General features: G+C 41.6%; 16 protein-coding genes and 1 riboswitch. Of the genes, 4 read left to right on the top strand and 12 right to left on the bottom strand.

From position 1 onward, the window contains the following. Nucleotides 1–70 precede the first annotated feature (70 nt). Nucleotides 71–155, bottom strand: a riboswitch (cyclic di-GMP riboswitch). Between the two features lie 257 nt (nt 156–412). Further along, the gene (locus AC1TO8_RS12345) at nt 413–664 is read left to right on the top strand and encodes a YolD-like family protein (protein ID WP_482055910.1); all 252 of its coding nucleotides are present in this window, start codon (nt 413–415) and stop codon (nt 662–664) included. Between the two features lie 71 nt (nt 665–735). Here the strand turns inward: AC1TO8_RS12345 and cysK are convergent, their stop codons facing one another. The 5 genes from cysK to AC1TO8_RS12320 all read right to left on the bottom strand — a co-directional run bounded on the left by cysK (nt 736) and on the right by AC1TO8_RS12320 (nt 5753). Next, nucleotides 736–1650: a cysteine synthase A gene (gene cysK, locus AC1TO8_RS12340; protein ID WP_482055909.1), complete on the bottom strand. Its 915-nt coding sequence runs from the start codon at nt 1648–1650 to the stop codon at nt 736–738. 39 nt (nt 1651–1689) lie between these two features. After that, on the bottom strand, nt 1690–2382 hold the full coding sequence (locus AC1TO8_RS12335) for a M50 family metallopeptidase (protein ID WP_482055908.1): 693 nt from the start codon (nt 2380–2382) through the stop codon (nt 1690–1692). Between the two features lie 423 nt (nt 2383–2805). Further along, entirely contained in the window at nt 2806–3711 is a 906-nt protein-coding gene (locus tag AC1TO8_RS12330; protein ID WP_482055907.1) for a glycine betaine ABC transporter substrate-binding protein, read from the bottom strand. 9 nt (nt 3712–3720) lie between these two features. Further along, nucleotides 3721–4557, bottom strand: a complete 837-nt coding sequence (locus AC1TO8_RS12325; RefSeq protein WP_482055906.1) for an ABC transporter permease — start codon at nt 4555–4557, stop codon at nt 3721–3723. Beyond that, entirely contained in the window at nt 4554–5753 is a 1200-nt protein-coding gene (locus tag AC1TO8_RS12320) for a quaternary amine ABC transporter ATP-binding protein (protein ID WP_482055905.1), read from the bottom strand. Before AC1TO8_RS12320 ends, AC1TO8_RS12325 begins: the two co-directional genes overlap by 4 nt. Nucleotides 5754–6015: 262 nt before the next feature. Between AC1TO8_RS12320 and AC1TO8_RS12315 the strand changes: the two genes are divergently transcribed. Then, nucleotides 6016–6576: a GbsR/MarR family transcriptional regulator gene (locus AC1TO8_RS12315; RefSeq protein ID WP_482055904.1), complete on the top strand. Its 561-nt coding sequence runs from the start codon at nt 6016–6018 to the stop codon at nt 6574–6576. 66 nt (nt 6577–6642) lie between these two features. Here the strand turns inward: AC1TO8_RS12315 and AC1TO8_RS12310 are convergent, their stop codons facing one another. Then, the gene (locus AC1TO8_RS12310; RefSeq protein ID WP_482055903.1) at nt 6643–7269 is read right to left on the bottom strand and encodes a nitroreductase family protein; all 627 of its coding nucleotides are present in this window, start codon (nt 7267–7269) and stop codon (nt 6643–6645) included. Nucleotides 7270–7429: 160 nt separating this feature from the next. Between AC1TO8_RS12310 and AC1TO8_RS12305 the strand changes: the two genes are divergently transcribed. Beyond that, nucleotides 7430–8881, top strand: a complete 1452-nt coding sequence (locus tag AC1TO8_RS12305) for an alpha-amylase (RefSeq protein ID WP_482055902.1) — start codon at nt 7430–7432, stop codon at nt 8879–8881. 100 nt (nt 8882–8981) lie between these two features. Here the strand turns inward: AC1TO8_RS12305 and AC1TO8_RS12300 are convergent, their stop codons facing one another. After that, nucleotides 8982–9314, bottom strand: a complete 333-nt coding sequence (locus AC1TO8_RS12300) for a hypothetical protein (protein WP_482055901.1) — start codon at nt 9312–9314, stop codon at nt 8982–8984. A 149-nt stretch (nt 9315–9463) separates the two neighbouring features. On the opposite strand from AC1TO8_RS12300, the gene AC1TO8_RS12295 reads away from it, so the two are divergent. Continuing rightward, nucleotides 9464–10417: a TRM11 family SAM-dependent methyltransferase gene (locus tag AC1TO8_RS12295; RefSeq protein ID WP_482055900.1), complete on the top strand. Its 954-nt coding sequence runs from the start codon at nt 9464–9466 to the stop codon at nt 10415–10417. Nucleotides 10418–10470: 53 nt separating this feature from the next. Here AC1TO8_RS12295 and AC1TO8_RS12290 read toward each other — a convergent pair whose 3' ends face one another. The 5 genes from AC1TO8_RS12290 to AC1TO8_RS12270 form a co-directional block, all read right to left on the bottom strand. Beyond that, nucleotides 10471–11577: an MBL fold metallo-hydrolase gene (locus AC1TO8_RS12290; protein ID WP_482055899.1), complete on the bottom strand. Its 1107-nt coding sequence runs from the start codon at nt 11575–11577 to the stop codon at nt 10471–10473. Nucleotides 11578–11832: 255 nt separating this feature from the next. Further along, the gene (locus tag AC1TO8_RS12285; RefSeq protein WP_482055898.1) at nt 11833–12393 is read right to left on the bottom strand and encodes a class I SAM-dependent methyltransferase; all 561 of its coding nucleotides are present in this window, start codon (nt 12391–12393) and stop codon (nt 11833–11835) included. A 120-nt stretch (nt 12394–12513) separates the two neighbouring features. Beyond that, nucleotides 12514–12738, bottom strand: coding sequence for a hypothetical protein (locus tag AC1TO8_RS12280; RefSeq protein WP_482055897.1), 225 nt, complete (start codon nt 12736–12738; stop codon nt 12514–12516). A gap of 182 nt (nt 12739–12920) precedes the next feature. Next, entirely contained in the window at nt 12921–13529 is a 609-nt protein-coding gene (locus AC1TO8_RS12275; RefSeq protein ID WP_482055896.1) for a flavin reductase family protein, read from the bottom strand. Between the two features lie 18 nt (nt 13530–13547). After that, a complete protein-coding gene (locus AC1TO8_RS12270) occupies nt 13548–14894 on the bottom strand; it encodes a sodium-dependent transporter (protein ID WP_482055895.1) in 1347 nt (448 codons plus the stop codon). Nucleotides 14895–14968 lie beyond the last annotated feature (74 nt).

Raw genomic sequence — 14968 nt, 5'->3', positions numbered from 1 at the left:
TGTCTATTCATAAAGACAAAAAAAAGGTGATCTACGGAAACTGTTATAACAGCCGCAAATCACCAATTTTTCATGTAACTGGCTGACTATCCCATGCGGATTTAGTCCCTTTAGCTTTGCGTCACTACTTTTCAGTAATTTTGCCGAATTTTTTTTATGAAATTAATAATCCATCCAAGTAAATCCTAGTTCATTATATCTATTTATTAAAATACAATAACGAGTCCTATCTTACTACGTATTTGTAATCATTTCCATTGAATTTTGCAATTTTCTGAAATTTTCTTTCTAAAAGTAGAACTTTATGGTTCTAACGACCTAAACTCAATGAAATGATGAAGATAGAAATGACTTCAACATCATTTGACGGTATACTGGAGATTCGGTCTTGTTGTGTAAGGGAGGGATTTATATGGCTAAGCCAAAGGTTGCGAAGAGGCCCACGCGTGATGAATTTGAATTAGAAGAATTAGGGAACCAATTAGTCGAAGCAAAGAACGAGGAAAGTGACATCGTATTAACCGTTTGGGGACGGCAAGAACAGGTGCGTGGTCAGATCGTGCTCTTGGACTCAAGAACCCGATTAGTTCATATTCAGTATGATATAGAACTAACGAAGATACCTTTTCTAGATATTATGAGAGTGGACTATCCAAGAGATTAATCACATTGAAATCATACGCCCGAGGAATATGAGATTTCCATGGGCGTGATATGAATAGATATCCTTATATTTCAAAATAACTCCATGCTCAAGTATCGTTCACCCGTATCAGGAGCTATACATACTACTCTCTTGCCGGTTCCTAACTTCTTGGCTACCTGTATCGCGGCATAAACAGATGCACCTGAGGAAGGTCCTACAAGAATGCCCTCAAGACGAGCTAGGTCCTTCATCATTCCAACAGCATCTACATCCGTTATCTGAATAATTTCATTATATACCGTTGTATTAAGAATTTTCGGAACAAAGCCTGGACTCGTGCCCACTAATTTATGCGGACCAGGTTGACCACCAGAAAGAACGGGAGATCCTTGAGGTTCCACAACAGCGATATGAATATTAGGCAAATGTTCACGTAACTTCTCGCCTGTACCTGTAATCGTACCTCCTGTACCTGCGGTAGCTACAAATGCATCCAAACGATAATCCATTTGCTCCAATATTTCCGGAGCGGTCGTGATACGATGAATATCAGGATTAGCAGGATTCTCAAACTGCTGAGGTATGAAGCTCCCGACAATTTCTCCACTGAGTTCCAGTGCCTTAGCAATAGCACCCGGCATTCTTTCATTACTTGGCGTTAGAACAACCTCTGCTCCGTATGCTTTTAGAATATTGATTCGTTCCTTGGACATATTATCAGGCATAATAAGAATAGCCTTATAACCTTTAGCCGCTGCAATCATAGCTAAGCCAATACCTGTATTGCCGCTAGTCGGTTCAATAATTGTCCCACCAGGGGTGAGTAAACCCATTCTTTCGGCTGTATCAATGAGATTAAAGGCCGCTCGATCTTTCACACTTCCTGAAGGATTGAACATTTCTAACTTCACGTATACCTCTGCTGCCCCTTCCGGAACGGTACGATTTAAACGAACCATCGGTGTCTGGCCTATAAGTTCTGTTATCTCATCTACGATTGTCATATACACTTCTCCTCTACTTATACAAGTATACATATTAGTTTATAGTGAAATATTTCGTTCTCGTTGAGAAGGCTCTTTCCAACTCCGAAAAAATAAGTGGAGTGAAATTCGGGCACAGGCAAGCGCAATAGCAAGAAATAATAACGCCCAAAATACGGTCGGTACATGTGTCCACCTAGCTAAATTAGATGCATCCCCTGCATTCTTTCCCAGTAGCGATTGCGTAACAAGAAATAACGGCCCCATCACAGACTCCTCTAATGTCAAGAATGCCAACAGTCCGAAATACACATTTCGTAACATTTGTGGTAAATATAGCATGATGATGTTCAGGACAATGAATCCTATAAGCCAGATCACCCCATAACCCTGATGTACAAAAAAGATAATCATCAACAGTGCAATCGTTGTTAATAGCACCAATCCCCACTTCTGCCGCTGCTTATGCAGCCAATAAAACAACAATACAGCCGTCAATGATGCTGTGATATAACCTGCAAGTCCAATGAATATAGCACTCCATAACGAGGTCATTGTCGAATATGTAACACCGCTGTGGTCTGCATTCAATTCAATGAACAATACGCGACCAGATGTGAACAACGTCATCACGGCATGAGCGAATTCATGAATCATCGTATCCAACGTCCGAAATAAATAGCTCATCGGAATGAATCGTGTCAATATAGCCGACCCAAGTAGTATAAGAATTGTCTTCAGCCATTTACTCATAGCATTCTCTCCTCGGCGCCAGCGCCTCAATCACAATGTTATTCTTTACTGTAATTATCATAGTTACATTAAACATCATATGCAAATATGTTTAAGAAAGGCGCCGACGGCGCCCAGCGGAATAGCTGCAAAAACTGCACTTAAAATAGCGGGAAAGGTACGGAAGCGGGAACTAGTTGCACAAGCTACAGTTAAAAGTGGCGATAACTATGTAAAGTGGGAATTTGAGTAATCTAGATGTACTCTATGCAGCTAAAATTAGTGTTAGAGGAAATTGGTCGGATTTAGATGTACTTTGTACATCTGTTGATTAACGAAAAGGTGGAATAGATCTAAATGTCTCCCAAAAACAAAAACTTATACTTTCTATTATGTTAAAAAAATAGGAGCGAATAAATTCGCCCCTACTATGTCACTCATTATTTACTCTATTCCAGCAACCCATTCATTTACCGTTGCTTCATTCGCAGCGATCCACTTCTGAGCAGCTTCTTGTTCAGTCATACCTTCAGATATATCGACCATAACAGTCTCCATATCAGCTGCTGTCCATTCGAATTGATCTAGAAATTGATACGCAGCTGGTTGATCTTCTTTTAACCCTAAACGAACGAGTGTATGGATTTGCTCGCTACCGCCATATACGGCTTTAGGATCTTCAAGGTATTTCAAATCCATGTCAGCGAACTTCCAATGTGGAGTCCACCCTGTAATAACAATCGGCTGTTCCTTTGCGTAAGCGTCTTGCAGTACTTTGACCATCGCGGCAGAAGAGCTCTCAAGAATGTTCCAATTCTTCAGGTCATATTCCTTAACAACATTCTCCGTTTGTGTCATAATACCCGCACCCGGTTCGATTCCCGTAATTGTGAAATTAACGGATTTCCCTACTTCTTCTTTATTCAAATCCTCAATTGTTGTAATATCCATGTAGCTTGGAACGACTAATCCACTTTTAGTTCCATCTAAATTAGCTCCGAGATCTTCGAATTTTTCTTTATTCGGCTCATAGTAGATCTCACCATGCGTGCTTGGTAACCATGCAGCCACCATGGCATCTGCACTACCGTCTGCAATACCTACGTACATTGGACCCGCATCAACCTGAAGCATTTCTACTTTATAATTCAATTTACTTTCCAGTACTTCCTTTACAACATTCGTACTGGCAATTTCGGAATCCCATGCCACATAAGCCATCGTGATCTTCTTATCCTTCTTGGCTCCTGTTGTATTGCCGTTCCCATTTCCATTAGTAGAACACCCTGCAAGCACCAACGTTATCGCCATAAAAGCCATCAAAAGTACACTCATTTTCTTCTTCATCATATCTTACAATCACTCCTTCTTATTTTTTTTAGCTAATTTCTGTGTCATTCGATCTAACATAATAGCAAGGACAACAACCGCTAATCCTGCTTCTGTACCAATACCTGTCTTCGCTTGCGTTACTGCTCTATACACATCTGCTCCAACACCTTGTGCTCCAATCATCGATGCAATAACAACCATCGATAGTGAAAGCATAATCGTCTGATTAATTCCTGCCATAATGGTTGGAATAGCAATCGGCAACTGAACCTTAACTAATTTCTGCATTGGAGTAGAACCGAAGGCATCCGCTGCTTCTACTAAATCCTCGGGAACTTGACGAATACCTAAGCTAGTTAACCGAATAGTAGGTGGAATAGAGAATATGACTGAGGCGATAACGCCAGGTACAACCCCAAGTGAAAAGAAAGCAACGGCTGGTAATAAGTAGACGAATGCCGGCATCGTTTGCATCAAATCCAGGATCGGAGTAAAAACGCTCTGTACTTTTTTATTTCCAGCACATAGAATACCAATCGGCACGCCTAGCACAATAGAGATGAATGATGCTGTCAGCACCAATGCAAGGGTGTCCATCGTATGTTCCCAGTAACCTAAATTAAGAACTAGTAATAAACCGAGAAGTGTAAACGCTCCTAATCTAACCTTACCAAGCCAGTAGGCCAGAATCGTAAATAGTGCGATCACAACAAGCGGAGGTAAGAAGTTAAATCCATCTGCCAAGCCATTGACTACACTACCAACAACAAATTTGATGCCATCGAAGAAAGGTTCAAAGTTCGTCTCCAGCCAGCCTTCTAGCGCTTCTACCCATTCTCCAATGGGGATCTTAGGTATACTCATTGAGGTTCACCTACTTCTTCCTCATTATTTCCACTCAATGCAGCAAGAACCGCTCCTCTAATTACAATACCTACTAAGCGTTTGCGTTCGTCAATGACCGCTACTGGAATTTTGGCACTACTCACAACATCAAATAACTCGACCAGAAGAACATCCGGAGATACAATCGGCGAATCTTTAATGATAATCTCCTCTAACGACTGACCCTCTCTAATAGCTGTTGCTGCATCTTCTGCCGTCACAACTCCAATAAGCTGACGAGTCTTGTCTACGACATAAAGATTGGATATTCCCCGCTCACGCATAAGCTGTAACGCTACTCTTGGCCCGCGATCCATCGTAATTGTCTCTGCACGAATCATCACATGAGCTGCTGTAAGTACTTTGGATAAATCTACATTCTCGACAAATCGCTCTACATAAGCATTCGCAGGGTTCATTAGAATCTCCTCAGGAGAACCAATCTGAACGATAGCTCCATCCCTCATTAATGCAATTCGGTCGCCAAGACGCAAAGCCTCATCCAAATCATGCGTAATAAAAATAATCGTCTTCTTCATATTTGCTTGGAGTTCTAATAATTCATCCTGCATATCTTTACGAATCAATGGATCTAGCGCACTAAAGGCTTCATCCATTAATAGAATTTCCGGATCATTAGCAAGACCACGTGCTAGTCCTACTCGTTGTTGCATCCCACCACTTAATTCATCTGGACGTTTATCTTCTAGACCACCCAGTCCGACCATTGCTAATGACTCTTTTGCTTTCTTTCGCCGTGCTTCTTTTTCTACCCCTTGTACCTCTAATCCATATTCAACATTCTCTAATATTGTTCGATGTGGAAATAAGGCAAACTTCTGAAATATCATACTCATTGTTTTACGTCTAACTTGACGTAACTCTTCTCGATTCATCTTAACAATATCCTTACCATTAATAAGAACCTGTCCTGCCGTTGGCTCGATAAGACGGTTTAACAATCTGACCACCGTTGATTTCCCGCTACCCGATAAGCCCATAATAACGAAAATCTCTCCAGGTTCGATTGAGAAATTGACGCGGTTGACCCCTACTGTCAGTTTTGTTTCCTTAGCAATACGCTCCTTGGACAAGCCTTGCTCTAGTAAAGGAAATGCCCTTTTCGGATCATTTCCAAACACCTTAGTTAACGATTTGACTTCTATAATTGCCATCTATCTTCCTCCATTCCAAATCATCCGTATCTGATTTATGCCACTTCTATAGTGTAGACTTCATAAAATATGGGGTCAAAATGCAAAATGGACCGTATAGAGTGTACAGTTTTAACTTTACGTACTTTACTAACCGTATACTCTGTTTAACTTACAATCCCTGTAACACCTCATCCTTTACTTTTTAGATACTTTTTCCTACAATAGGTGCTGTGGATATTGTTTCCGCTCATCGCAGGCGTTATTCAAGGGAGAATACAATATGGCAACATTTGATGGATTAAATGAGGAACAAGTAAAAGTGATCGAGAAATCCCGACAACGCGTCATGGATTCTGTTGGCACAAATATGGATCTGTATGGGGTCACGATGTCCATTGGTCATTTGTATGGCAATATGTACTTCCATGATGGTCCTGTCACGCTGGACGAGATGGGTCAAGAAATGGGAATGAGCAAGACGAGTATGAGTACTGGTATGCGTACTTTACTCGATCTAAAAATGATAAGTAAAGTTTGGGGTAAGGGCTCGCGGAAGGATCTATATGAGGTAGAAGGAGATTGGCATCAGAATTTCGTTGATTACTTCTCGATTAAATGGCGCAAATCTATGGAAATGAATATTCACTCTTTATATAAATCGTTAGCGGAACTCAGAAAGCTACGGGAAGAAAATTCGGATAGCTTGCAGGTGATTGCCCATCTTGATAAAGATATCGACAAAATGCTTCACGCTGTCCAATATTACAAATGGTTGGGTCGCTTCATCGACGCATTAGAGACTGGAAAGATATACGATTTAGTTCCAAAAGAAGAGGATTAGCTATCACAATATAAAGAGCCGCTAACAGAAGGATTACTCCCACGTTAACGGCTCTTTATGTTGTGATTAGAATTGGTTATAGCTTACAAACTCACCCACAGGTTTCCGGTACCCACGCGGTCTTTTACTCGATTCATCCTCTTTACCTATCGTGATCATCATAGCTGGCACATACGTATCTGGAATATTCAATATATCGCGAATCTCTTCCGGATCAAAAGCAATCATCGGGCACGTATCCCAACCCTTTTCTTTCGCAGTTAGCATGAATAACATAGCAGATAAGCTTGCACCTCGAATGGCTTCTTCTTGTATAAATGAAGACCCTCTATCTTCATAGAAAAAATTCACCTCTGCGGATGCCGCATCATATTCCTGCTTACTCATAATACCTAAGTTAAGCAGTCCCTCATTGATTCTCCCTATGTCTTTGTAGGCATCCTTCTTTCCGAGAACTAGAATGACAGCAGAAGCCGTCTTTATTTTATATTGTTTATTAGCAGCCATATATATTCTTTCCATGATCTCAGGATCTTTAACAACGACATAATGTGCATGTTGCAAGTTGAAGGCAGAAGGCGCAAATTTCACAAGACTGAATATTTCCTCCAACTCTTTATCTGGTATCTCCACACCTGTAATAAACTTATTCGCTGATCTACGTGCCTGTACTAATGTAGTGAAATCGTTCATGATTTATTCCTCCGTTTAATTTATCTTAATTTAAAGATACATTATTCAAGTGTATCGGTCAACCTATATTTATGAAGAATGTCACCGATTCATTCCTTTATGGTTAAACATCATAGGTCTTTGGGCAACCTCTAACTAATAGGGAAGGGGATCTATCTACATGCAGCGCAATCAAACGATGATGCAGTTTTTCGAATGGCATATCCATGCAGACGGAACGCATTGGAATACATTAAGAGATGCCGCACCAGAATTACAATCGAAGGGCATTACCGCTATCTGGATTCCGCCTGTCACCAAGGCTCTGTCCGTTAATGATACAGGTTATGGTGCGTATGATCTCTATGACCTAGGGGAATTCGACCAGAAGGGAACCGTTACAACCAAATATGGCACAAAGCAGGATCTAATGAATGCGATATCGGCCTGTCACGAACAAGGTCTTACTGTTTACGTGGATCTGGTTATGAATCATAAAGCTGGGGCAGATGAGACGGAGAAATTTCAGGTCATTGAAGTTGCTAGAAACGATCGAGTGAAAGAAATTTCGCAACCTTTTGAAATTGAAGGTTGGACGAAATTCACTTTTCCGGGACGAGGGGAACAATATTCTTCTTTCAAATGGAACTTCGAACATTTCAATGGAACAGATTATGACGCACGTGCCAATCGAGGTGGAGTATTCAGAATCTTAGGTGAGAATAAACGTTGGAATGAGCATGTAGACCATGAATTCGGGAATTATGATTACTTGATGTTCGCTGATATTGATTATAATCACCCACAGGTGAGAGAAGAAATGACCTCTTGGGGGAAGTGGCTTGCCACAACGTTAAGTTGTAATGGTTACCGTCTGGATGCGATCAAACATATTAACCACAATTTCATTAAGGATTTCGCAACACAGATGGTCAAGGAACGCGGAGAAGATTTCTATATGGTTGGCGAGTTCTGGAACCCAGATTTATCTGCATGCCAACAGTTCCTAGATACGATTGACTACACAATGGATCTGTTCGATGTATCCCTTCACTACAAATTGCAAGCCGCCTCACAAGCTGGGAAGGATTTCGATCTCACGACCATTTTTGAAAATACATTAATCCAATCCCACCCTATGAATGCTGTGACTTTCGTCGACAACCATGACTCACAGCCACATGAAGCGCTGGAATCATGGGTTCAAGATTGGTTCAAACAGAGTGCTTATGCGCTTATTTTGCTCCGCCAAGATGGCTTCCCAGTGGTCTTCTATGGTGACTATTATGGAATTGGTGGAAAAGAACCACTAGAGGGGAAGCGCTCGGCTATCGACCCACTACTTTATGCGCGTTACCATAAGGCTTACGGCGAGCAACAAGATTATTTCGATCATCCCAATACAATTGGCTGGGTTCGCCGCGGCATACCTGAAATTGTAGGTTCAGGCTGCGCTGTCGTTATATCTAACAGTGATCCTGGAGAGAAACGGATGTCACTTGGAGAGCAACATGTAGGGGAGGTATGGGTAGACTATACCCATAACAGAAAGGATACCATCACCATAGAACAGGATGGGTACGCAACATTCCCAGTCAATGGTGGTAGTGTGTCCGTATGGGCAAATACATAAGAGGATGTCCTGCAAGCCATATCATATGGCTGCCGGACATCCTCTTGATTAAACTTCACACCTCGGATATTTATTCATCGAAGTTATTGTCCTTTTCTAGTTACTTATTCCCCTTCTTAAGCAAAGAAACGGTAAAGTGGATCGCTTCTAGAACCTCTTTTACAAAAGGAATATTCTCCTTCTCCCACTCCTCCGGGCTATCCATACCGTATTCATCTATATATTCTAATAATTGTGCAGTGGCATCATGGAGTTGAGCCCCTTTTGCAGCTGATTTGCCTCGCAACACTTGAACGGAGAGCTTCATCGCTTTGGACGTATCCTTTATAAAAGGGTACTCATCCCGCTCCCAAGCTTTCGCATCGTCCATGTCATATACTGAAATCCACTTCTCTATTAGTTGTGCTGCACGTTTCGCATCCATTTGGCTCATATCATCGTTCTCCAATCTTGTTGTTTTTCTTATCTTACCACGTCAATTACATTCAGTTCATATTTTTTGCTATTATAAGCTTTTACGGATATGGTTGAAGATATAATGAAATAGGAAGAGAAATTAATTGCTAAAGGGATGGGAAGTTATTGATAACAAATCAACAAGCACCAACATTTATTTACACTTTTGCATGTAGTGATGATGAACGATCCTTGTGGGGATTGGAGATGCGCTCACTTTTTGCACAGGAAACAGAATCTTTTATAATGAAAAGTTCTATTAATATTGACCCTAGTCGCAGTCCATTTATTAAAGAACAGATCGAAGTTATGTACGAAGGACAGAACTTGGCGGATATCTTAAAGCAAGTAGAGGACATTGTATTACATAAAGATACTTTCAAGGTTATTTTCATTAAAATCAACGACCTTACGGAAGTCGACAAAATATCCTATGAAGATAGGCGTCTCATTGAGAGGGATTTAGGGTTGCATATCGAAGGTGAAGCTGATGTTCATAACCCAGATCATACATTTGGAATTGTCACCCTTGGGGGACGTTGGTACTTCGGAAAATATTGCAAGAATGATGCGGTATGGTTCCATCATATGAAGAAACCCCGTAATTATTCGATAGCACTCGGGACACGTCTTGCAAGAGCTGTAGTTAATATCGCCGTTCCGAATCCCATAGGAGTCCAAGCGATTGATCCTTGCTGTGGCATTGGAACCGTATTGGTTGAGGCCCTCTCCATAGGAATCAATATCGTGGGTCGCGATTTCAACCCTCAAATCGTCCAAGGTGCACGGGAGAACATTGCCCACTTTGGATACGATTGTGAAGTTACTTTCGGAGATATAGCCGACATCTCTGAGTCGTACGATGTAGCCATTATTGATATGCCGTATAATCTGTTCTCCTCAACAACGCCAGAGGAACAACTCTCGATCCTCCGGCATGCTCGTCGTATTGCAAGCAAGGTGGTTATTATCACCATTGAGACGATAGATGACATGATTACAGAGGCAGGGTTCGTTATCAACGACCGTTGTATCGCTAGAAAACGATCATTCTCTAGACAAGTTATCGTATGTGTATAGATTCTAGTTTATATCAAGAATAAGAGGGTTCGTCTTTAGTTCATTCTATATGCTTAACTTTTCCACCAAGTAGACTTAGGATAATTAGGGGAGCCAATCCAGACGGCCTCCCCTATTCTTGGTGTGGAAATGGCTACATTACTCTCTTTAGCAGCCTTCAATGCACGTTCTACGGGATCGGTCCAATCGTGTAATGCTAGGCTGAATGCACCCCAATGGATTGGAATCATTAGTTTCCCCTTTACATCCATCTGAGCTTGCACCGTTTGCTCAGGCATCATATGAATTCCGGCCCAGTGCTCATTATATTGGCCACATTCCATGAGTGTAATATCAAAAGGCCCATACAAATCGCCGATTTCTTTGAAATGAGGACCATAACCGGAGTCACCACTGAAGAATATTCTCGTCGATTGCCCAGCGATAACCCAAGAACACCATAGAGTAGTATCATTCCCCAGCAATCTTCTCCCAGAGAAATGTCTTGCTGGCGTGCTCACCAACGTAAGCCCCGCAAATTCAACCTTTTCCCACCAATTCAATTCGGTAATCTTCTCTGTCCCTATTCCCCATCTCTCTAAATGAGCACCCACGCCCAGTGGAACAAAGAAATGCTTCACTTTCTCCTTTAACTGCATAATGGTACCATAATCCAGATGATCATAATGGTCATGTGAGAGCAGAATAGCATCTATAATTGGTAATGCCTCAATCTCAATAGGTAGCTGCTTACTATATCGCTTGCCCCCAATCAGTGGAAATGGAGAGGGTGCTCTTCCCAACATAGGGTCTAATAGCAACGTCAGTCCTTCCACTTCCACTAACAATGCCGAATGACCAAACCATGTAATTTGGGCTTCCCGTCCCCCTTCTATACCCCAAGATTTTATAGAGTCCACAGGTAATGGCACATGGGGTCTTCCATTAGGATTTCCTTTGATAAAATCAATAAGCATAGAGACTGTTCCCTTGAAGCTTCTATCCATCGATGCTGGAATTTGATTGATAAACTTACCCTTAGAGTAATTCGTTGATTGGCTTACTTTATGACGTAACCGGTCAGACGACAACCCACCAAATGACGGATAAAATCTCATTAGACAGTAGGTAAAAACCACCAGTGCAACAATACTAAACAGAATGATTACAAAAACCTCCACATGGATTCACCCCAACTTTCATAATTCTACTCAACGGAATACCAAGTCTGTCACACTTAGCTTAATCATCCGTCTCTCCTATACTAATATAACGGATCATCTAGAGACTTGCGTCAATTCAGCTCAGTCTATATGTTAAATTTGAAGCTTGACTCTTCATACCATATACCTTTATGTGGCACGCGAAATATAAAAAAGGCGTCGACTGGACGCCTTGATGAATCTGTCTATTTAGTGGATGCTGAATTCGACATGCTATAGTATGTTTCGATATACATAAACCTTCGTTCGATAGAGATCGCCGCAAGTAATCACTCGTACGGGTTGCCAGTCAGGCAACGCAAAACATACACTTATAATGATCGCTTCAGGGGCTAGCTGATCATAAAAAATCTTACTTAATCTCTTCATCGCGCCTGGGTATAGATAACAAAGTACCACATTAGCATTGTTGTATGGATAATTGTAAATATCTCCACGAATAAATTTCATATCCCTACGTTGGTTTATTCTTAGCTTAAGGATCGATATCCACAAAGGAATGAAGGAATTCTCTATTCCAATAAACTGCCACCCCTTCGTATTCCCTGCTACATCGAAAGTTAGTGTTCCCCAACCTGAACCTGCTTCCACAATCAGTCCTCGTTCTCCTTGGCTTAATCTGTTCAGCTCTGCTATTACGGTCCGTCTGACAACTGCCGATGAAGGCATGGGTGAGATCCCATTCTTCCAGCTAACGTACACAATGGAGATTACTGCCCACAATACAGCCACCGCTAGAACGGCGGAACCTATTTGATAGAAAGTGCCTGTCATGAATGGTCCCCCCGTATGTTAATCGCTCTTGTTTTTATCTGTATTTATCATGATGTACTTTAGTGATTACCTTCATATCCAATGCGCTTTGTGGAGTAATTAGAAATACTGGACTTAGTACTAAGTAAGCATCATGATAAAAGCGTTTATGCTATTCAGCCCAATACCATTATGGCCAAATTGCCACCAGACCGCATACAGCAGAATACATAGGATAGGCACGGTTGCCACTGTACCTATAAACCACGTCAAATCTTCTGTCACCGCTCCAAATAGTATCGAGAATAGAACAGCAAGAGATATTACATTAGGAATATTTGTTGCAGAAATTGGCTTTCGGGTCATATCTGATATTCCTCCTTTTTTCATACTAAGAACTCTTAGAATATAAACTTTTTCAGATGGACGGAAACAATGTTGTTAAGTAAGCTCATTCCCCGCGTCCTCTCAGAACACCTAACTTTCGCCCACAAAAAAGAAAAGGGTGTCCCTAGCCATTTTTAATGACTCGGACAGCCCCTTTAAGTTTACTTCGGACGTTCAATCTCAAAGATCTCACCGATCTTCGCGTAGCTATCCCCTGCCAAACGGCTTACCGCGTTCAATCCACGGGGATCAATCCTACCATTCTCCATAAGATCATCCTCGATGTGATATTGAATGACTCTTCCGATAATAAGATCACATCCTGGGGAGCTCGTCCCACCCAATTCTAGGGCATGTTCTAATATACATTCCATGCGTATCTTTGCCTCTGCAATGCCTGGAACTTTAACCTTGTGGCTAGCTACAGCTGTGAGACCAGCCACAGTAATTTCACTTTGGTCCGAGGGAAGATTAGCCGCCGTCTCGTTGATCTTAGCAACATTTAGTTCATCAACGATATGAATGACAAATTCCTTCGATGCCATAATATTACGGGCTGTATCCTTTCGTTGACCCCCAGTACGCTGAATTGATAGCGAAATAAGTGGAGGATTGGAGGATACAATATTGAAATAGCTAAATGGAGCACCATTTAACGTCCCATCTTCAGATAAAGTTGTGACAAATGCAATTGGCCGTGGAATAATGCTACCAATTAACAACTTGTAATTATCTCTTTCTCCAATCATAGATGGATCTATAGAAAGCAATACCATCACCTCTTCAATCTAGAATTTAATGATGCCAGATGAATGTAGAAATACGAATACAACAAGAATCGGAGCTACAAATCGAAGCATAAACAACCATATTCGGAACCAACCTGCGGTTAGACCTGCTTCTTCTGCAACACCCTTATAGAAATATCCAGCAAATATAGTGACAATTAATCCTCCAAGTGGCAACAACACATTCGAGGCGAAGAAATCCATCCAATCAAAAATAATCATTCCCCCAAATGCTAGATCAGGAGCTGCACCTAATGACAATGCAGCAGGTACACCGAGTATGAAGCATCCAATCACAATGATCCATACAGACCGAGTTCTACTCCAACCAAAGCGATCCATTGTATAGGTGACAGGTACTTCTAACAAGGACACAGTGGAAGTCAGTGCAGCAATCGCAAGCAGGATGAAGAACAGCCCCCCAAAGAAAGCACCGAATGGCATGGCAGAGAATGCGGCTGGTAAAGCTACAAATACAAGTCCAGGACCTTCTGCCGGATTTATGCCAAAGGCAAAGGTCGTAGGAAAAATAATCAACCCTGCAATCAGTGCATAGAGTAGATCTCCACCACCAATAGCAAGTGTACCTGCTCCTAGTGACTGACGTTTCTCAACATATGAACCATACGTAATCATCGTTCCCATTCCAAGCGATAACGAGAAGAATGCATGACCCAGGGCAACAAGTGTAGACTCTGGGGTCAACTTAGAGAAATCAGGATTTAAAAAGAAGGATACCCCAGCACTTGCACCAGGTAACGTTAGAGCTCGTACCATTAATATAACTAAGAGGATCAACATCCCTGGAATAAGAATTTTGTTGAACTTCTCTATCCCTCCCGAGATCCCCTTCATGACAACGAATCCTACTAGTATTAACACGACACCCTGCCACGCAATTGGTGTATACCCCGACATGAACCCGCTAAACTGTGCTGAGAAATCTGTATTTGAGAATAATTCTCCACTAAATGATAACATAGCATAATGAAGCGTCCATCCCGCGACAATAGCATAGAAAGACATGATGATAAACGGTGCTATAACCGATATCATGCCTAGCCCACCCCATATTTTGCTTCCGCTTAATTTAACAAATGATGAAGAGGCACTCCCACGACCCCCTCGGCCGATGGCAAGTTCTGCTAGAAGTACTGGCAAACCTACAACCACTAGACATACAACGAATAGCAGGAAAAAGGCTGCACCACCATATTGCCCTGTAATATAGGGGAATTTCCACATATTACCTAGCCCAACTGCACTTCCAATAGCCGCAAATATAAATCCTGAGGATGAGAAACGTTCCTCTTTACTCAATGATTGATTCCGTTTATTTACTTGCAAATGTATGACTCCCTCCACTAATCTAGCCTGATTATAAGGCTAATATCTCTCTATCTGATCTCCAACATTATACT

The sequence above is a fragment of the Paenibacillus sp. Y859 genome (assembly GCF_056786405.1).
Note: the sequence above shows the minus strand (reverse complement) of the source record. Positions and strands in the feature narration are given on the sequence as shown.